The 15,800-nt window shown below is 51.6% G+C and carries 27 protein-coding genes and 3 tRNA genes; 2 read left to right on the top strand and 28 right to left on the bottom strand.

Going from position 1 to position 15,800, the window contains the following annotated elements; genetic code table 11:
* Positions 1-49: 49 nt before the first annotated feature.
* The 3 genes from ACO6TI_RS20770 to ACO6TI_RS20760 form a co-directional block, all read right to left on the bottom strand.
* Positions 50-406 carry a hypothetical protein gene (locus tag ACO6TI_RS20770; RefSeq protein ID WP_422383270.1) on the bottom strand — a complete coding sequence of 119 codons (357 nt, stop codon included), beginning with the start codon at positions 404-406 and terminating at the stop codon, positions 50-52.
* 204 nt (positions 407-610) lie between these two features.
* Positions 611-787 (bottom strand): hypothetical protein, encoded by a 177-nt coding sequence (locus ACO6TI_RS20765; RefSeq protein WP_422383269.1) that lies wholly within the window; start codon positions 785-787, stop codon positions 611-613.
* Entirely contained in the window at positions 777-971 is a 195-nt protein-coding gene (locus tag ACO6TI_RS20760; protein ID WP_422383268.1) for a hypothetical protein, read from the bottom strand. The genes ACO6TI_RS20765 and ACO6TI_RS20760 overlap by 11 nt, the downstream gene beginning before the upstream one ends.
* Positions 972-1,307: 336 nt before the next feature.
* Here ACO6TI_RS20760 and ACO6TI_RS20755 point away from each other — a divergent pair, with 336 nt between their 5' ends.
* Positions 1,308-1,535: a hypothetical protein gene (locus ACO6TI_RS20755; RefSeq protein WP_422383267.1), complete on the top strand. Its 228-nt coding sequence runs from the start codon at positions 1,308-1,310 to the stop codon at positions 1,533-1,535.
* A gap of 208 nt (positions 1,536-1,743) precedes the next feature.
* Here ACO6TI_RS20755 and ACO6TI_RS20750 read toward each other — a convergent pair.
* The 22 genes from ACO6TI_RS20750 to ACO6TI_RS20645 form a co-directional block, all read right to left on the bottom strand.
* Positions 1,744-1,815 (bottom strand) — tRNA-OTHER (locus tag ACO6TI_RS20750).
* Positions 1,816-1,827: 12 nt separating this feature from the next.
* Positions 1,828-2,100 (bottom strand): hypothetical protein, encoded by a 273-nt coding sequence (locus ACO6TI_RS20745; protein ID WP_422383266.1) that lies wholly within the window; start codon positions 2,098-2,100, stop codon positions 1,828-1,830.
* A 100-nt stretch (positions 2,101-2,200) separates the two neighbouring features.
* Positions 2,201-2,276, bottom strand: a tRNA-Asp gene (locus tag ACO6TI_RS20740).
* A 337-nt stretch (positions 2,277-2,613) separates the two neighbouring features.
* Positions 2,614-2,688: transfer RNA gene (locus ACO6TI_RS20735), tRNA-Pro, on the bottom strand.
* A 129-nt stretch (positions 2,689-2,817) separates the two neighbouring features.
* Positions 2,818-3,393: a hypothetical protein gene (locus ACO6TI_RS20730; RefSeq protein ID WP_422383265.1), complete on the bottom strand. Its 576-nt coding sequence runs from the start codon at positions 3,391-3,393 to the stop codon at positions 2,818-2,820.
* Positions 3,394-3,526: 133 nt separating this feature from the next.
* A complete protein-coding gene (locus ACO6TI_RS20725; RefSeq protein WP_422383264.1) occupies positions 3,527-3,727 on the bottom strand; it encodes a hypothetical protein in 201 nt (66 codons plus the stop codon).
* Positions 3,728-3,739: 12 nt separating this feature from the next.
* On the bottom strand, positions 3,740-3,952 hold the full coding sequence (locus tag ACO6TI_RS20720) for a hypothetical protein (RefSeq protein WP_422383263.1): 213 nt from the start codon (positions 3,950-3,952) through the stop codon (positions 3,740-3,742).
* A gap of 339 nt (positions 3,953-4,291) precedes the next feature.
* Complete coding sequence (locus tag ACO6TI_RS20715) at positions 4,292-4,507, bottom strand: hypothetical protein (RefSeq protein WP_422383262.1); 216 nt, start codon at positions 4,505-4,507, stop codon at positions 4,292-4,294.
* A 119-nt stretch (positions 4,508-4,626) separates the two neighbouring features.
* On the bottom strand, positions 4,627-4,890 hold the full coding sequence (locus tag ACO6TI_RS20710) for a hypothetical protein (RefSeq protein ID WP_422383261.1): 264 nt from the start codon (positions 4,888-4,890) through the stop codon (positions 4,627-4,629).
* Between the two features lie 167 nt (positions 4,891-5,057).
* A complete protein-coding gene (locus ACO6TI_RS20705; RefSeq protein ID WP_422383260.1) occupies positions 5,058-5,366 on the bottom strand; it encodes a hypothetical protein in 309 nt (102 codons plus the stop codon).
* Complete coding sequence (locus ACO6TI_RS20700) at positions 5,363-5,866, bottom strand: helix-turn-helix domain-containing protein (protein ID WP_422383259.1); 504 nt, start codon at positions 5,864-5,866, stop codon at positions 5,363-5,365. Before ACO6TI_RS20700 ends, ACO6TI_RS20705 begins: the two co-directional genes overlap by 4 nt.
* A gap of 12 nt (positions 5,867-5,878) precedes the next feature.
* A complete protein-coding gene (locus tag ACO6TI_RS20695; RefSeq protein WP_422383258.1) occupies positions 5,879-7,663 on the bottom strand; it encodes a DnaB-like helicase C-terminal domain-containing protein in 1,785 nt (594 codons plus the stop codon).
* Positions 7,600-8,259 (bottom strand): hypothetical protein, encoded by a 660-nt coding sequence (locus ACO6TI_RS20690; RefSeq protein ID WP_422383257.1) that lies wholly within the window; start codon positions 8,257-8,259, stop codon positions 7,600-7,602. Before ACO6TI_RS20690 ends, ACO6TI_RS20695 begins: the two co-directional genes overlap by 64 nt.
* 115 nt (positions 8,260-8,374) lie before the next feature.
* The gene (locus tag ACO6TI_RS20685) at positions 8,375-8,617 is read right to left on the bottom strand and encodes a hypothetical protein (RefSeq protein WP_422383256.1); all 243 of its coding nucleotides are present in this window, start codon (positions 8,615-8,617) and stop codon (positions 8,375-8,377) included.
* 493 nt (positions 8,618-9,110) lie between these two features.
* Positions 9,111-9,857, bottom strand: coding sequence for an NUMOD4 domain-containing protein (locus ACO6TI_RS20680; RefSeq protein WP_422383255.1), 747 nt, complete (start codon positions 9,855-9,857; stop codon positions 9,111-9,113).
* Between the two features lies 1 nt (position 9,858).
* Positions 9,859-10,566 carry a DUF1194 domain-containing protein gene (locus ACO6TI_RS20675; RefSeq protein ID WP_422383254.1) on the bottom strand — a complete coding sequence of 236 codons (708 nt, stop codon included), beginning with the start codon at positions 10,564-10,566 and terminating at the stop codon, positions 9,859-9,861.
* Between the two features lie 293 nt (positions 10,567-10,859).
* A complete protein-coding gene (locus ACO6TI_RS20670) occupies positions 10,860-11,105 on the bottom strand; it encodes a hypothetical protein (protein ID WP_422383253.1) in 246 nt (81 codons plus the stop codon).
* Positions 11,102-11,482: a VRR-NUC domain-containing protein gene (locus ACO6TI_RS20665; RefSeq protein WP_422383252.1), complete on the bottom strand. Its 381-nt coding sequence runs from the start codon at positions 11,480-11,482 to the stop codon at positions 11,102-11,104. The genes ACO6TI_RS20670 and ACO6TI_RS20665 overlap by 4 nt, the downstream gene beginning before the upstream one ends.
* Complete coding sequence (locus tag ACO6TI_RS20660; RefSeq protein ID WP_422383251.1) at positions 11,475-11,684, bottom strand: hypothetical protein; 210 nt, start codon at positions 11,682-11,684, stop codon at positions 11,475-11,477. The genes ACO6TI_RS20665 and ACO6TI_RS20660 overlap by 8 nt, the downstream gene beginning before the upstream one ends.
* A gap of 3 nt (positions 11,685-11,687) precedes the next feature.
* Complete coding sequence (locus tag ACO6TI_RS20655) at positions 11,688-11,951, bottom strand: hypothetical protein (RefSeq protein ID WP_422383250.1); 264 nt, start codon at positions 11,949-11,951, stop codon at positions 11,688-11,690.
* Between the two features lie 18 nt (positions 11,952-11,969).
* Positions 11,970-12,305, bottom strand: coding sequence for a hypothetical protein (locus tag ACO6TI_RS20650; protein WP_422383249.1), 336 nt, complete (start codon positions 12,303-12,305; stop codon positions 11,970-11,972).
* 52 nt (positions 12,306-12,357) lie between these two features.
* On the bottom strand, positions 12,358-12,666 hold the full coding sequence (locus tag ACO6TI_RS20645; protein WP_422383248.1) for a helix-turn-helix domain-containing protein: 309 nt from the start codon (positions 12,664-12,666) through the stop codon (positions 12,358-12,360).
* Between the two features lie 31 nt (positions 12,667-12,697).
* On the opposite strand from ACO6TI_RS20645, the gene ACO6TI_RS20640 reads away from it, so the two are divergent.
* Complete coding sequence (locus ACO6TI_RS20640; RefSeq protein WP_422383247.1) at positions 12,698-13,168, top strand: helix-turn-helix domain-containing protein; 471 nt, start codon at positions 12,698-12,700, stop codon at positions 13,166-13,168.
* A gap of 740 nt (positions 13,169-13,908) precedes the next feature.
* Here the strand turns inward: ACO6TI_RS20640 and ACO6TI_RS20635 are convergent.
* From ACO6TI_RS20635 to ACO6TI_RS20625, 3 genes are all read right to left on the bottom strand, one after another.
* Positions 13,909-14,712, bottom strand: a complete 804-nt coding sequence (locus tag ACO6TI_RS20635) for a hypothetical protein (protein WP_422383246.1) — start codon at positions 14,710-14,712, stop codon at positions 13,909-13,911.
* 91 nt (positions 14,713-14,803) lie between these two features.
* Positions 14,804-15,175, bottom strand: coding sequence for a hypothetical protein (locus tag ACO6TI_RS20630; RefSeq protein WP_422383245.1), 372 nt, complete (start codon positions 15,173-15,175; stop codon positions 14,804-14,806).
* On the bottom strand, positions 15,150-15,590 hold the full coding sequence (locus ACO6TI_RS20625) for a Panacea domain-containing protein (protein ID WP_422383244.1): 441 nt from the start codon (positions 15,588-15,590) through the stop codon (positions 15,150-15,152). The genes ACO6TI_RS20630 and ACO6TI_RS20625 overlap by 26 nt, the downstream gene beginning before the upstream one ends.
* Positions 15,591-15,800 lie beyond the last annotated feature (210 nt).

The following is a 15,800-nucleotide window of genomic DNA, read 5'->3' as shown; positions in this document are numbered from 1 at the left end:
GATGTCCGCTCGGTCGTGAGACGGCACTTTGTTGCCTTCGTGCGCAACTTTATTCCAATTCCTCAAGCGCGTCTTCGTGGGAGATGTTCACATCCATCTCTTTCTTGTCACGCCAATCTGCGGGGAAGCGGTTCTTCATGTTGAAGATAAACGCCGTGGCATTAAACCCAGGGGTCTTGCCGAACGTTGCTTTGCGGCCTTCAGACTCCCACCAGCCCTGCGAAAGCTGCACTGCCTCTGTTACGGCGTCCAAAAACTCTGGGTGCTCGTTCGCCCAGTTATCCAAGGTCATACGAGCGACACCGCATGCATGAGCCATCTCAGCCTTTGATGCGCCTTCACGGCCTAAGTTAATCACAAGCTCGCAAAACTCTGGATCATACGTTGATGGTCGTCCGCCTGCCATTCTATTCGCGGAGTGTCTTTCAACTTGCTCCGCCTCCTATCGTGCGCGATTAAATCGCCTGTTACTTCTTTCCTGATTTTCCGCTCTTGCAGCTGTCGACCTTTCCAGGGACAACGCCTGTCTGAACTTTGCCGCTGCCGGAACCGGCTTCCTTCATTTTGTCGGTCATTTCAGCACCCTTTCATCGTGTGCGATATTATCGTGTCAGTTGTGTTTGTCAGGATCGGTTTCTGCCGGGTCTAGCGGCTCACACACCACGCCAAGCTTGAAATCAAAGGCCATCAATTCGAGAAGCGCACCAAACTGCTGTTGTGTTAGCTCTGACACTTGATAAGCCCGAACAACTAGGTTGACAGCTTTCTCAGATGATTCAGTTGCCATCGTCGCTCCACCAAAACCCTATGCGTTCTGGAAGTCTCATGAACTCGTTGCCGTCTGAATCCAGAATGCCTGTTGGTGCTGCTTCGTGATCGGAGACTGTTGGATCACGGAGAAACGTCTCGTCTTCATGTACCCGCTGATCATCTGTGATGCAGGCTCTTGAGCGTTTGGTGTATCGAGGCATCTACCTCACCAGTGTTTTGAGATTGCCTTGACGCGGATGCGAGGCTTCCAGTTGCTCGGGACCGTTGCTGTTTCCGTTCGCCATACCGGATTGTTGGGACACGGACATGGTCCCGGACCGCCCCAGCCGCAGACGCAAATCTTTCTGACCGTCAGCTCCTGCAACGGATTCCACTGGTACAAGCCATTAAGGTGACTGTTGTCGATCAAACACATGGAGAATCCTCCAACTTAATTGGATATATTCCAGCTATTTTATCCAACTTTCTTACATTTTACCCTTGCAACATACAAGATACTTGTATATATTAGGTCCATCAGCAAGGGAGATAGGCAGATGATCAGCGCAGGCAAAGACAAGCAAAACGCCGGCAAGTTCGCTTACGAGATCTTCATCGACAACGAACTGGTTTTACGCAAAGGTGGTTTCGACTGCGCTCAAGAGCGTGACAGGGACGCTGAAACTGAGCACCGCCGCCGTTTATTTCCGCAGCCCAAAAGCCAATCAACGCCTGAGCTGATGGCTGAACTTGACGAATTAGCAAAACTGTTGGGGATCGAATGACCCGAGAATCCTTCACCGTATGGCTCGCTGAAATGAAATCAGCGGGCCTTGCCCGTTCAGACGCTGAAGCCGGTAGACTGCTGGGTCTGTCGGCTAATTCCATTGTTACGATAAAAAAGAACGGGACTGACCAGAGAACCGCCCTTGCCTGCCGTGCTCTTCTTCACCGTCTTGAGCCTTACGAGTGAAAACCCGCCAGCTTAATTGAATTCACGGACAGGACTCGAACCTGTAACCGCCCGCTTATCAGCTGGGACTCTGCCAATTGAGCTACCATGAAAGGAAAACCGCCTTAGAACGGGTGCAACTCATACCCAACCGTCTTGTCCGTGTGGTCGGGATGATCTGGGAATTTTACTTCCTTGGTTTCATCCGCTGCCGGTGAGCCGCCGCGATCATCGTCGCGCGCTAATGCACAGCCGATATGGAATGCCGTGTCTGCCCGGTCGAATTCACCAAGGCAAACACTGCCGCCGCTTTCGTCGTCTCCGTCCGTAACTTGCTCAAAGCGAGTGAGAACGTAACGTGTCACCGGGCGCACCCGGTATTCAATGAGAGTATGCATTTGGTTCCTTTCTGTCTCCGCAGAGACTTGGACAAAGCAAAACCCGCCAGCTCAACAAGGCGAGAACTGACGGGTTTCTGGAGGCCCCTTTTACGGGGATTGGCGACCCTTGCGAGATTCGAACTCGCGACCTTCCGCTAGACAGGCGGATACTCTTACCGCTGAGTTAAAGGGCCTTGGAGCGGACTGAGGGAGTTGAACCCATCCTTGGCGGCTTGGAAGGCCGTTAGCTCGCCACGAGCAAGCCCGCAATCTAAATTAGTTGCCCCGAGACTTTCGCCTCACCGCTTCAAACGACTGATCGGGCGGGGCTCCCCATTGGATGTTTCAGGCTGGCCAACTGTTTGCCATCGCAATGGCAGTAGGTGCCTGAATATGCTCGGTGACGAGATTTTGATAACGCTCCTGCTTGATTTGGCTCCCCCAACGGGATTTGAACCCGTGCCTTCGGATTGAAAGTCCAATATTCTGACCGCTAAACTATGGGGGCTGTTTAGCTAGTCTCTCGGTAATTGGTCTGGAAGGCAGGGTTCGAACCTGCGATCTCTGCAGTCCAAGTGCAGCGGATTACCACTTTCCCACTCCCAGATTTATGGGAGGGTCGCGGTCGGATATCGTTTTCCATCGCTGCACCTCATAATCAAAAAGGCGCTCCAATGTCAGAACGCCCACTATGTTTAAAATGACTATCCCACACGATTTACGCGCAGTCAAGCACTATGCTGCACGTTTTGTGGCGTTCACACGGAATTTGTGCACAGCATTAAGCGCATATCGCAAATCACCGATTTGATGCTTCGACATGTGACCACGCTCCAAGCTGTCCAGCGCCCCGAATAGGTTTGCTGTGTTGCCGAGCTGCTGCTGAGCCTCTGAGATCTGCTCACGCATCTCCTTCCAGCGCTGTATTGAACCGGCACAGAAACGCTCGTGTGCCTCTTCTCCGCCCCCCTGAGAAGGCTTTCGTGGTTCTTTTGGGGAATGAGGCTCGTCAATCGCACTGAGGTACTGAATACGCAGTAAGCCATAGAACAAAGCCGCCTCGTATTGGTCGCGGTTAATATCGCCTTTCGCGAACAACGTTCCCTCTACGGTTCCAACCGATCGGGCCAGATGCCTTGGGATTCCTGAGCTGACCCGCTTGGCAATGCCAACCGCCATTGCTTCTGCCTCTGTTTCTTCTCGTTGCTTGTCCTGCAATTCACGCTGATACTCTTTCTTGCGGGACACTCTGCCGTTTGGTTCGCGCGTCAAACCTTGCTTGCGCTTCTTGTGTCCGCCTCTACGTGCCATGCCGCCTTAGTCCTTGCAGTTGTAAGTCGTGGTCCTGTTTTCCCATCAGGTACCAAATCACCAGATGTGGGTGTGGGTTTTCGAGGCCGTGCTTACCCGCCTCATAGGCTTCTCTTTCTGGCATCTCGGCTCTTCATAAATCGCGCTTCTTTTCCGCAAACGTTTCAACCATCGGCGTGACTTTCGCTGCGATATCGCGGGCTATGGCGTCCAAAAGAACGCTTTCTTGATCGTAGCTGCCAGCGTCATACGCAGCCACAAGACGTTCGCGATACCGGGACAGACCTGATCGAACTTCGCCCCAGATATTTCCGCTAAAGTACCTCTCATCCATGGTCTCAGCTCCTTATGAGTCTTCTCTGGTTTTCGGTACCACCATTGCGCGCGGTGGGTAATGCGCCTCAATTTCCGCTAATTCATCTACCAATGGCTGCGCTGCTCTTCGGTATTGGTCTTGCAACTCTGCGACCATCTTCAAAAGGTATTCACGGCGCTCTTTGTCGCGCTCTGAATAGAGCGGCGGCAGATTCACAAGATCAATTTCATCACCCAATTTCATGACTCGGCTCCCTATGTGTCACGGTTAAACTTGCCCATTTCTTTGAATGCAGACGCCCTGCCCCAATGCCAAAAAGCTTTGCAAGAGGCACCCACAAAAAGCCCGAACCCAATTGAAATCAATAGATCGATCACAGCGCTCTGCTCCTTATTGGTCCCGTTTCGCCCGCTCAAAATTTGCACTCACCAAGTGCCAGATCAGGATTGAGATCGCAGCACATGCGACCACCAATGCAGCCTCTGCGCTGGCAAACGCGAGGTAGCCCAAAACGCCTAGCACCACCGTTGTTAGGAGCGCCCAAATTGCCACCTTTGTGAAGAAATCAAGCATCACCGCCTCCTAAATTCGCGTCTTCACTTCAGCGACAGCCACGAAGAGAGCAAGGCAAGACACGATCAGAACTAACGGACCGCGAAGTCCAAACTCGATGTATGCCCCGATAAGAGCCCCGCCTGTCGCCACGAGAACAGACAGCCCGGCCACTACAAGCATGAACGCCAGCATCCACTTTAAGTTCTGCTCTCGTTCTTCCATCTGCTCCTTGCGTCTTTCCATTTGCCGTCTCCATTCGGCCATTTGTTCCTCAAACCGTCTTTCTGCGGCCTTTCTTTCGTGGGGCTGCAATCCGGCCAGATATGGGGGATCGGGCGGTCTTGGCAGAGGAGGAAAGCCCATTACTCGCCTCCTTCCAGCATTGCGATGGTTGCGCCCCTGCATTCGATTCCGTCTGGCATTGAGATACGGTCACACCACGGTGTTTCTCGACGCACAGGCTCACCTCCAGAAACCGGCATGACAAAATGATGGTCGATCTCAAGGCGGGAATGGCAGCGCTCAATCTCTATGCGCGCTTCGCGATACAGCCTTGCAGCATTTGGGCTATTGCCTTCTGCTAACCGTTCAGCGATGCGAAGATCGTTTAGCAAGTCGTTGCTCATCACCTACCCCTCTGGAAACAGTTCTGAGAGCATCCGTTCAACCGCCCTCTTCCGCTCATCTGCAAATGCCTTCCCATAGGTCGGAAGACCTGTTGATTTAACTCCCCTGGTAAAGGCTTCATCTAGGAGATGTCTTAGGCCCTCTTTGAGGCCGTGGGAGTTCATGATCAAAACGGAATCTCGTCATCCATCGGCCCAGCACTGCCGCCGTATCCGCCTTGTTGGTCTTCTGACCCCTGATCTTGGTTCGTTTGGCCTTGTCGCTGTTCACGTGGTCTGGGTTCAAAAAGTGAAAGCCAAACCTTGCCGTCATCCCCGCGCTTCATTCCGGCAGGATTGAATGTGGCGTCCAGGCAAAGACGAAAACCCTTTTCAGTCTGGATGATCGCACCAACATTCTTGTTGATGTATTTGGTTTCTCCGGTGCTTCGGTCCTGATAGGTTCCGACACCTGCAACAACATCGTATTTTTTCATGATTTTTCTCCCGGCATGGGCCTATCGTTGAGGAGAGCGTATTTTTGAACACCATGCAGGACAGTTGTGTGATCCCTGCCACCGCAAAATCTTCCAATGTCTGGGTAAGATTTAAGTGTTTCTGTTTTTGCTCTATAGAAAAACTCATGTCTTGCAGGGATTATAACACGCTTTCGACTTGCTGATTTTATTTCATGCACAGAAATTTCATGTTTATCTGCAACTTCTTGCATGATTTTTTTCATCATTTGGAATTGAAATGTTTGCTCTTGAGGCTTCTCACCGGTTGAATACACAAGGTCGTAGCCATTTTCTTTCGCCATGCCCCTGATAATTGCCAAGAGGCCGTCAAGCGAAACTAATGGCTTCTTGCCCCCGCCAATCACAAACCGGGCGGCTTTAGCGATTGTCGCCTTCAACTCCACCGGCGCATGGTTCGGGGCTTTGACAGCCATGTGAACAACAGCAGGGTCAATTCCTGTAAGTGGGTGCTCGTTCATTTTCCTTACTCCTTAACTTGCCGATAGGGTTTCGTAGGAATCTCGAATGGCATCAAAACGCCGCTCGTTGCTGAGGAAGGCAAAAGTCACCCTCCCCGGCGTACCGCACACCGGTTGGCGTCGGATCTTTTTTGAGAGGACAAAGGTCAGCTTCTCGGCATAGTCCCGATAAACAACCAGCCCTGCATCTGCCTTGTTGTTGAAATGCGCTGAGCCAGAGATGTTGTAGAGTCCGGGAATCAGGTATTGGCCATCGTCGCCGCGTTGCATTTTCGTCGGGTGTGCCACAAGCCAGACAGTCACTTCGTGATGACGACCGAAGCGCTTGAGTTTCGATATCAGCTGAGAAACAAATTCCGTTTCAGTTTGTGAGCTGGCTCGGCCAGCTTCCAGTTCGTTGTACGGGTCAATAATCAGATGATTGATGCCGTATCGAACAACCGCCGCTTTTGCCCTTTCGATTACCCACTCAACAGATGGAGTGTGATCAGCACTGCCGATAAACACAAAATGGCGTTTGACCCACTCCATGGCCTCTTTCAGCTCGGATTCCACCATGCGCCGCGTTGGACCATCGAAGAAATGTCCGCCCACCCTCACCTCGCAAAGGTCGGCAATGTGCTGAGGTTCGCCTGTTTCCGGTGAAAACACCGCCCAACGATCACCATGCAAATCTGAAACCTGACATGCGATCTGATCAAGGAACCGGCTTTTACCGTGGTTCGGAATGCCGGTCACAACGATAAATTGGCCTGGAAGATATCGGAACGCTTTGTCGAACTCCTCAAAGCCCGTGGTCATCGCCCTGGGGCCGCGACCGTGATAGAGATCCATCACATCGCCTTCGTAGGCAGAAGCGTCGTAAAGCCCATCTATCGGCCAAGGCTCTGCATTCGCGACGTCAGCCTGAAGCCCTTTAGCGCCCTTCTCAACCAGACATTCATTACCGTCCTTGCCATGGCTGAAGTGAACCCGGAAGCACTTGTCTTTTCCGAGACGACGCGCCAACTCGTTCGCTAAACGCTCCCCCGGCTCGTCCAGATCTGTTGCGATCAGATGACGCCTGACCTTTTTCAGGTCATCCCAATGAAGGCCGAGAGGCTCATACCGCTTGTCGCTTTCTTCTGGCTTTGCCGGGGCTCCATTTGGCAGGCTGACAACGTGCGGATAGCCCGCCTCATACATCGACAGGACGTCGATTTCGCCCTCGACCCAGATCAGATCCTGGCCTTCATCGATGCTGTCGGCGTTGAACAGGACCGGCTCTGGATTCTTCTCCTGCCGAAAGTCCTTGTTCGCAGTCCGGTACTTCACATTGCGCAGCTCTTCCCGCCATTCATAGGGGAACGCGATACAATCCTGCTCGCTGTTGGTCTGCGGGAACCATTGTTTGGTTCGATAAATGCCGAAATGCTCCAACGTGGCTGAGGAAATGCCGCGACCGGTAAACCAATCGACAAGCTTGTCAGTGCGCTGTGGGTTCGGTTCCCGCTTCGGCTTATTGTACTCTCGACGCTGGAACTGTGGCCGGAAACCACTTTCCCGACTTCCGCCAGAAAACCCACAATGGTGGCAATTCCAGACAACGCCCTCGCCGTCGATTGTTACCGACAAACACGGGTCGCGGCGGTTCTTTCGTTGATGCGAGCATTCCGGACATTGCGTCTTGTGGCTACCTGCTGAGAGGTTGCGCAGACGGATGCCGTGCTCTTGGAGCGTGGAGCCGATGTCCATCAGATCGGCCCCCACTTTTTGAAGCCGGTCAACTTCTTCGGCTGCACTGCCTTGGAAATCCACGACACCGGATCAAAGACCCTATCAGCCTCAGCTTGGTTGATTGCGGTCAGAACCTTTGCGCAGTCGTCGTCTGCCGCTTTGAGCCATTTGCCGATTATCCCACGACAGGTTCGCTCAGGTTGTCCGGTCTGCCGCTTGAGTGAGTTCAACCCATCTCGCCAGAGCAAATCGCGGACATCAGGGATGTCTAATCCGTTAGGATTAGTATTATTACCTTCTAATAGTACTGTTGATTGACTGTTGCTCGACTGTTGCTCAGCTGTTGGTTGACTGTTGCACCCTTGATATTCTTTCCACTTAGTTATTGATACTATTGAGAATTTAGGGTGTTTTTTGACTGTTATTTCGCTGGTGCTCAGAAGCTTTGTGAACGCAGTTCGTACCTGTTGCACCGAAAGACCGCATCTTTCTGAAAGGGCACCATACCCAGTCACGACCGAGCCAGCTGGAACATCAGCACCCTGGTATTTCCCCGGTTTGAAATTTGCCCTCAGAAGAAGGTCTAAGAATACGACTTTACAAGGCGTGTCTGAGTACCATTCCCAGTCAGTGAACTTGTCGTAGAGTTTGATCCACCGGCCATTTCCAGTAGTCATTTTCCACCCCGCTTCAGTGCTAATTTCTCAATCACAGACGCGACTGCCTGACCGATCGGGACCCAGGGGTCCCGACCTTTCTCAGCTTGCTTTTCAGGAATGTTGACAGGCTTGTTCAAACCGCTTCCCTCACCTTGCGCAGCTTCTCGATCTGCCCATAAGCACGCTTGTGCTCGTCCCTGATCGTGGTCGTCAGGTAGTAGAGGGCTTTGAGATTTGGATGGTCGAAGCCTTCTTCGAACAGCTCGCTTATGACACTGCGCAGGGCACCTTGAAGGCCCTCCTGACGGTCATGGGTAAGCTCGAGGTCGATAAGGACTTCGTTTAAGCGTGTGCGAATAGGTGTAGTGGTGGTCATCGTTGCTCTCCAACCAGCATTGAAATGCCGCTTACAGAGAGCTTCTGACGACCCACTGGAAGCGGGAGGTTCAGAACCCGGTTGGACGGGCGAGCTTATTCCCCTTTCGGGTATTGTATTCGCTGCCCTCCCGCTACAGAAGCAGGATTGCGCCCGGAATCCGGGCACAAAAATATCACCATCTAACGGGGGCGATATCCGCCAACGAGGTTCTGACGCCTCATTGGCTACGATGCGCCTGTTTGCTTGGTTTGTCAAATTAGCGATCATTTGGCACCTCCTTGGGGATAAGGAAGAGGCAAACGATCCTGTTTTTTGATTGTGGTCGTGTTTTTCGGTAGCGGCGCGACCGGAACACAAATCGCACCATGACCAAGGCGCGCTACTGCAACCTCGCAAATCTCCTGCGTGGGATATCGCGTAACTTCTAAGTCATGTACATGTGACGCAGCTCGTGGTGTGTAGAGTACTGCGATTAGGAGCCATTCAACCATCAGCAGTTCTCCTGCGCTAGAGGCTGAACATGCTTCCATGTTTTCCGATTGAGGATGTTAGAGATGACTGACGGGTGAACGCCGTGCACGCCAGCAATGGACTTTGCCGTCTCAGCACGTCCAATAGCTAGAATATTTTGAACTTCTTGTTCCGTAAGCTTCGCGTTGCTGGAATTGCTCCCTACGGGTAATGGCGCAACATAAGGCTTATCCACCTCAATGTGCTTCCAGGACCTTCCGCTCCAAATATTTGAAACAACTGTTTGGCTAATATCGTAACGATGCGAAAGCTCTCTCTGGGAGAGGCCTTCTGAATTTTCGCGAATTTCTCTCACATCTTGCTCTGAGAGCTTTGAACCAGGGACATGCTCACCGCATGTTTGTGTTCCGTGCATTACCTTATCAGAGGCATTTCCGGCGACCGTGTCATATCTCAAGTTATCGAGACGAGCGTTTCCCCTGTTCCCGTCATTGTGGGCCACCTGCCACCCAAGCGGACAAGGGCCGATGAAGTGCTGAGCTACAAGCCGATGAACCGTATGTGTTTCCCTCTTATCTGAGCGGTAAAGCACCACTACCGGATAACCGTTCTTGCCCGCACCACAACTGAGAACTTTGCCTTTGTAGTATCGTGACGTGCCGTCTTTTGCGGGGACTTTTCGATTCAGCGAACGGACGCGCCCAAAGCTAGAAATTTGATAAACGCCTTCCCAGCCCGGGATGTCTTTCCATGCCTCGGCCATCATTCTATCCAATCTCAGCTATGAGTTTTTTCCGGAAGGCGCGTGCAATGTCGTCGGCATCCCGCGCCGCCTCTAAAAAACATCCAGGCCCGCCAATTACGTTTCTGAAGAAGTATTCTTGAAACTCTTCCGCATTCATCCCGTGCGGCGTCAGTCCTCCAAGAATTGGAAGGCCGTTAATAACTATTTCTGTCCAGTTGTTTTCGGCGGTAGGCTGGGTGTATTTGTCTCGAACGTCTGAAACATTGCTGGTCACGTTGTCGGGGCCGTCAGAACTTGCGTCGACCACAAGTCTTTCGCCGGACAAGTTATTTTCCAGAATGCTCTTGGCAGCAAATTCTATTGCCTTGGCAAGGCCGGTTGTTCCTATTCGATCATTCGTTGGCTTTGCCGCCTCAATGGCCCGAGCAAACGTTTCCGCGTCTTCGTCGGTGGCAATGATGTGCCAATCAACAACGACGTGCGGCTCTGTTCCGAATTCAATCAGATTGACTGCTATAGCGCCGCAATAGCCATCCATAATGGCATGAAGAACGCTAGGATCTCTGAACGCTGCGGCATATCCAGTCCGCTGCACTCCTCTCTCGCGGACATCCATCGAGGTCGATACATCAGCGACAAGGCTTATTTCGGCATCAACTTGAGAGCGCGCGCACTCTTCTGCCAGTGCAGGAGACGTCAGGAGCGTTGAAAGAAGGAATGCCCGGATCATATCATTTCCCCCTTTAGAGGAATTGGACGGGCGTAACCGGCTTCACCAGCGTCAAGATGACAAGCTTGGTTCTCGGCAGTGACCCTTAGCGCGGTGTATGTCCCCGTTTCTCGATTGAGCAGGATGACTATCCTGTGCCCGTGCTTTGACAGCCCCTCGAAAACAGGCAACTCGCCATACTTTTTAGCTATGCCCTCAAAGACCTCGAGAGCCGGGCCGCATGCCGCCTGAGCCAATGCAGGAGACGCCAACAGAGTAGCTGCGAATAGAAGAGATCTCATGGTGAAAACCCCTCAAATCATTCGCCAGCAACGGATGCCGTCGCCGTACTTCGCCACAACAAACTTTACGCCGGTGTTGGATTCATACGCCCGGCAAGCTAACTCCAAACCTCTGCGCTTCTTCAAATCCGTCTGGAAGGAGTCGCCCGGCTCCATTTTGTCAAAAGGCCATGTGCATCCGCTACCAGGATGACGACCAACATGCGGGGCAGACACTGCGGGGATAGGGATGCGTTTTTCAATGGTGACGTTGTTCATGCCGTGTCCTCTGCTGGTGTGACCTGACCGGCTTCAGAGGAAATGCGCTCGATGTCCCGAATGAGTTCTTCAACCTCTTCAGGTGTTGACGCGACTCCATACAATGCGCCCAACTTTTCGCATTCGGCTTGAAACCGTAGCTGGTCGTTGGATTGAGTTCCTTTCGGAGCCTTTAGCTCCATGAATGCAGCTCGACCGCCTTTGATGACGATGCAGAAATCAGCCACACCATTGCGCGCACCCATGTTCTTGAGCATGGCGGCGTACTTGTTTGAGCGAGGAAGCCCGTTAGGTACGTGATAGAAGACGCACTTGCCTTGAGCTTCTAGGATCTGAAGGCGCTTCTTCGCGTAGCTGTGAATGGGGGCTTCAGACATCGATCAACTCCCCCTTTAGGGCAGCTTCCGCAGCTCGTTTAAGAGCCTCTTCAATTCGGCGCTCGGCTTTGTTTTCGAATGTGACCCACACTTCATTTCCGTAGGTGGCGTCATATTCGATTTCTGTTCTGATGAGATCGTCGCCGCGCGTTTCAAAGTCGATGATCAAATCGCGCGCGATGTCCGTAAGGGAAACGGCCATAACTCACCTCTTTTCCCAGTATTTGCAGGCAGAGGCGTGCTCGGGGATCTTCATACCTTTGTCGATTTTGGTGCCAGACTTGCCCGAGAATTCTGCGGCCTTAGCGCATTTGGATTTCTTGTAATAAAAGCATCCGCCGCAATATTCGCCGGGTGTGCCGCCAGCAAAGTGCGCCATACCTCTGAAGGTCTTGGAGATCTCGCCGCCGCAGCCGATATCAACGTGAGTAAGGCCGAAGCCGGTCTGTATATGCTGTGGTCCGCTCATCACCTATTCCTCTCTGGCTTACTGCCGAGCCTCGCCGCGCACCTCTTGCAAAAGGCGCTCAACCGCTTGGACAAAATTCGGATCAAGGTCATTCGTTAGCTCTCGCGTCACTTTGAGTTCGTGTTCGAGTAGCCGCGCTTGTCTGAGACATTCGGTCTGATAGGCGTCGACAAGTGACTGCCATACGCTCAGCATCAGATCTTTCGGAGGGCGATAGCGAAGCGAATGGAGCAAACCGGACGGCAGCTTGTGCCGTTCTTCCAGTCTCTTCATTGCGTTCGGCAAATCACCGCTGCCTCTGCTTTCCCGCTCAACCATTGACCGGGCTATGTCTTGAGCAAGTGCAACGCTCATTTCGTCCCCCTGTAAAAACTTCTGACAACCGCTGTAATTCGCGGACAGGTACTTAGGAGTGGTTCGGGGCATCCCCCGACACACCCGGACAGACCGGCGCGGGCATTTCAGTGCCGCCGCCCGTGTCGGTCGTCTGGGATGGTTTTGAAGAGGATGGAGACTGATCTTGTTGGAACGCTGCGAAATGATCCGCCCACGTAACAAGGCCGCCTGTTGCCATCTCAATCTTATTGACGATCTGAGGCAACGGCATCCGTTTTCCGTTGCTGTAGCGGCTGATCGAAGCTTGAGAAACGCCGATCACCTCAGCGAAAACTGAGTGTCCGATTTTGTTCGAAGATAGAAAATCTTGTAGCCTCATGTGTTATTTTATATACCAATAAGGCAAGCATATGCAAGAAAAATATAACAATTATAATTTGGATTATACCAGCAAAATTAGTTACCAATGCGGTATGTCGCTACTAAAGAAACTCAGAATCGAAAAAGGTCTCACCCAGACGCAACTGGCTGAGCTTGTTGGAACCCATCAACCGCAAATAACAAGATGGGAAACCAATAATCGAGACCTGCCCAAAGACTGGGCTGAAAAATTGGCGCCCCATTTAGGCGCGACAGCGGCAGATCTATTGTTTACAGGCGAGCCTGATGCTTCAGAGCCGATCGAAGTCAGTGACTTGGCACGGGGTCATTCTGAAGGAAGAATAAGCAATATGGAAATCTTCCAAGAAGCATACGAAGAGGCCCAGGAAATACGTGCACATGCCAAAGAGAGCGAACTGGAGAGAAATGATCTGCCAGAATTCGCAGCCATGGTGCATAGCATTTACATTCTCAAGATGGCGAAGCTCAAAGGCGACTGAATATCACGCAAATATCACGCGCCTGCCATATCCTAACGAGTCCATAAATATTTAGATAAAATTTTGTGCACTTAGGAGCTAAGACGGTGGGGCCAGATACGTACAACCTCTTATACAACTTTTGCGTCAATTCGCCAACCCTTACCCCTGAAAACTATTACAAGCGCCTACTTGGGTTCATCGATAAGTATGACATGCCGGTCGTTGCTGAACTGGCTTGTCTACGCACGTACGGCCACAGGAATTATGAGAATCTAGTTCCTAATCCCTGCGACAGTAGATACTATGATTTCTTGGAGATCCTGGAGCCGCCGCTTACGCTGGCGCTTTGCAACTCAGATTTTGAGCAATGACAGAGAACAGGGTATTTGAGCTAGATGCGAATGACATTGAGCGTGGAGCTGCGGATCCGCTCACGCAACGCCTGTTGTCAATTTGGAAGCAGAGTGAGGGATATCTAGCAAGCGAGCTTGTAGACCTCTCACCATCGCTCTTGCTGTTTGACGGGCAACCAACTGGTAAGCTGGCACCTGACATGCTGATTGTCGGGGAAAACGCTCTAGCCACTCGCATATTGGGAGCGGATTGGGCTGACCAACCCAAAAGCGCCGTAACCGTCTTGGATGATGGTTACATTGATCTGATCGGGCGAGGATACAAGAAGTCGATCTATACCAAAAAGCCTGTTTTTGAGTACGTAGCGACACGTTTGAATTATGGTGATGGCCCACCAGTTGAACTTAAGTATCAGAGGCTAATCGTGCCTTTTCAGACAATTTATGGATGTTCGTTTCTGTTTTGTTACTCGCATGACGTAGGGACGAACCGCCCATTAAGGGGTCTTCTGCCAGACGACAAATCCCTTCAGATGCAAGACCCACAAAGCATGGGTCACGCCAGACCGGAATCGCGGGTCTTTTCTTCCAAATAATTCCGCTCGGCTTTTGAAAGCTGTAGCCCCAATTCGTGTGGTAGTTTTTGGCGATCATTCTGGGTTCCATGAACCCATAGATCAGATTTGGACGCCATCGCCAGTATGCGGACAGAATCAGAAGGCGCTGAAGCAACCCAAGTATGTTCTTGCCACGCATGTCATTTCTGCAATGCCCTTCGCCTACGTAAACAAAAGGCCCCTCAGCCAGGCCAAGGAAGGCAAATGAGCCGCGCTGCAACTCGACCCTTCCGCCCTGCTCCGCTTCAAAGCATCTTTCGAAATAATCGATTAGATGCCGGTCAAGGCTTCGCCCTTTGAATGGAAGAAATTGAGAGGCAACTGTACAAGCGCATTTGCCGTCCTCGTCATAAGCCCCGGCCCATAACACTTGGTCAGGTGGAAGTGTGTTTAAAGATCTTCGAAAATGTTCGCCCACCATATTGGGCTTCTCGACTTCAGATGTCGCAATTTCAAAGTCCGTAACCTCATTTGCTGTTTGTGCGACCAGACCCAAAGAGTTCAGTTCTCTTTGAAGCGTTGAAATTGCATCAACAACAACTAAATCGTTTGGTTGAAAAACGCTCACTTCCACCCCTTCGAAGCTTTGCATGCCATCCTGCGGTGAAATTTAGCACACCAGCGATTGAAAGAGAAAGGTTAACACACGGGCATAACAGGATTGTGCCGTGGTTTAATGGAGGCTATTTCACTTCTTTGTCGCCTTTCGGCTTGTTACCCTTGTACCGCTCAATCCCGTCCATAATTAGTTCAGTGAACGTGAGAATATCATTCACTCTGCACATGCGTGCCAATATGAACAGAAGGCAAAGCTGCAAGAACCCCAGCACAACCGACCCAGTCCAGGTGGATATTGTTGGAAACACGAAAATATCAATTACGATTATTAAAATGAAACTGGCGAGGAAAATCACCTCGCCAATTTTATTCTTCAGCTGCTCTATTTCTCTTGAGAGTCTGGCGATCTCCCTGCTTTCCAGCTTCCCGCTCTCGGGTACGGCTAGCAAGGAGTCGTCAGTAGCTCCTACGTCAGGCGGCCCGTCTTCTATACTCATTCAATATCTCGCTTTGGGGGATTTGAATCCCTTTTACACCCGGCTGATACACGGAGTGCCAAGCCCCCCGCTGATCATGAGTGATTGCAACAAGCTGGCCCGGCGTTGCATTGTGAAGTGTATTCCAAACACGTTCGACAACTCCCATCGCCTCAGGGTCGAGCGGTGTTGCGCTTCGAAGCATAATCATGGGTACATTCGCTGCACCGAAGCCCCGTAGCTGACGATATAGCGACGGGGATACCGGCCCATAATCCCATGCCTGGAACGGTTCGTCAGCAACCAGATTTTCACCATCATATGTACCCGCGTACATCATGTGCGCGAGATACACGTATTTCTGTAGCTCAAGATTTGAGAGCTGCTCATTGCTCAACCTTGCAAAAGCAGCCGCGACGTCGATTGACGAGGCCATATTACTCACCTCACTTTCGTAAGATTTTACGCGACCCCCGCCCGAATCTGTTCGGACGCCCCCTATTTGTTCTCCCAGATAGATAAGCCTTTTTCCAATTTTTCGCAAGATTCGTCTCATTAGACGCCCTATGTGCTGAAAGCCCGTGCGAAAATATAACATATATAAAAATATATAACATTCCCTGTTGACATATTATACCGTGATGGT

It is taken from the genome of Roseibium album (assembly GCF_965233825.1).
Lineage (GTDB): Bacteria > Pseudomonadota > Alphaproteobacteria > Rhizobiales > Stappiaceae > Roseibium > Roseibium album.
This window is presented reverse-complemented; position numbering and strand designations above follow the sequence as displayed.

Coding starts and splice junctions, on each gene's coding strand:
- ACO6TI_RS20715 (WP_422383262.1), bottom strand. CDS start 4,507: ATGGAAAGACGCAAGGAGCAGATGGAAGAACGAGAGCAGAACTTAAAG.
- ACO6TI_RS20720 (WP_422383263.1), bottom strand. CDS start 3,952: ATGAAATTGGGTGATGAAATTGATCTTGTGAATCTGCCGCCGCTCTAT.
- ACO6TI_RS20745 (WP_422383266.1), bottom strand. CDS start 2,100: ATGCATACTCTCATTGAATACCGGGTGCGCCCGGTGACACGTTACGTT.
- ACO6TI_RS20690 (WP_422383257.1), bottom strand. CDS start 8,259: ATGACTACTGGAAATGGCCGGTGGATCAAACTCTACGACAAGTTCACT.
- ACO6TI_RS20670 (WP_422383253.1), bottom strand. CDS start 11,105: ATGAACAACGTCACCATTGAAAAACGCATCCCTATCCCCGCAGTGTCT.
- ACO6TI_RS20655 (WP_422383250.1), bottom strand. CDS start 11,951: ATGAGCGGACCACAGCATATACAGACCGGCTTCGGCCTTACTCACGTT.
- ACO6TI_RS20640 (WP_422383247.1), top strand. CDS start 12,698: ATGCAAGAAAAATATAACAATTATAATTTGGATTATACCAGCAAAATT.
- ACO6TI_RS20700 (WP_422383259.1), bottom strand. CDS start 5,866: ATGAACGAGCACCCACTTACAGGAATTGACCCTGCTGTTGTTCACATG.
- ACO6TI_RS20675 (WP_422383254.1), bottom strand. CDS start 10,566: ATGATCCGGGCATTCCTTCTTTCAACGCTCCTGACGTCTCCTGCACTG.
- ACO6TI_RS20625 (WP_422383244.1), bottom strand. CDS start 15,590: ATGGCCTCGTCAATCGACGTCGCGGCTGCTTTTGCAAGGTTGAGCAAT.
- ACO6TI_RS20680 (WP_422383255.1), bottom strand. CDS start 9,857: ATGATGGCCGAGGCATGGAAAGACATCCCGGGCTGGGAAGGCGTTTAT.
- ACO6TI_RS20705 (WP_422383260.1), bottom strand. CDS start 5,366: ATGAAAAAATACGATGTTGTTGCAGGTGTCGGAACCTATCAGGACCGA.
- ACO6TI_RS20755 (WP_422383267.1), top strand. CDS start 1,308: ATGATCAGCGCAGGCAAAGACAAGCAAAACGCCGGCAAGTTCGCTTAC.
- ACO6TI_RS20685 (WP_422383256.1), bottom strand. CDS start 8,617: ATGACCACCACTACACCTATTCGCACACGCTTAAACGAAGTCCTTATC.
- ACO6TI_RS20770 (WP_422383270.1), bottom strand. CDS start 406: ATGGCAGGCGGACGACCATCAACGTATGATCCAGAGTTTTGCGAGCTT.
- ACO6TI_RS20630 (WP_422383245.1), bottom strand. CDS start 15,175: ATGAGTATAGAAGACGGGCCGCCTGACGTAGGAGCTACTGACGACTCC.
- ACO6TI_RS20650 (WP_422383249.1), bottom strand. CDS start 12,305: ATGAGCGTTGCACTTGCTCAAGACATAGCCCGGTCAATGGTTGAGCGG.
- ACO6TI_RS20660 (WP_422383251.1), bottom strand. CDS start 11,684: ATGGCCGTTTCCCTTACGGACATCGCGCGCGATTTGATCATCGACTTT.
- ACO6TI_RS20635 (WP_422383246.1), bottom strand. CDS start 14,712: ATGCAAAGCTTCGAAGGGGTGGAAGTGAGCGTTTTTCAACCAAACGAT.
- ACO6TI_RS20725 (WP_422383264.1), bottom strand. CDS start 3,727: ATGGATGAGAGGTACTTTAGCGGAAATATCTGGGGCGAAGTTCGATCA.
- ACO6TI_RS20765 (WP_422383269.1), bottom strand. CDS start 787: ATGGCAACTGAATCATCTGAGAAAGCTGTCAACCTAGTTGTTCGGGCT.
- ACO6TI_RS20710 (WP_422383261.1), bottom strand. CDS start 4,890: ATGAGCAACGACTTGCTAAACGATCTTCGCATCGCTGAACGGTTAGCA.
- ACO6TI_RS20760 (WP_422383268.1), bottom strand. CDS start 971: ATGCCTCGATACACCAAACGCTCAAGAGCCTGCATCACAGATGATCAG.
- ACO6TI_RS20665 (WP_422383252.1), bottom strand. CDS start 11,482: ATGTCTGAAGCCCCCATTCACAGCTACGCGAAGAAGCGCCTTCAGATC.
- ACO6TI_RS20730 (WP_422383265.1), bottom strand. CDS start 3,393: ATGGCACGTAGAGGCGGACACAAGAAGCGCAAGCAAGGTTTGACGCGC.
- ACO6TI_RS20645 (WP_422383248.1), bottom strand. CDS start 12,666: ATGAGGCTACAAGATTTTCTATCTTCGAACAAAATCGGACACTCAGTT.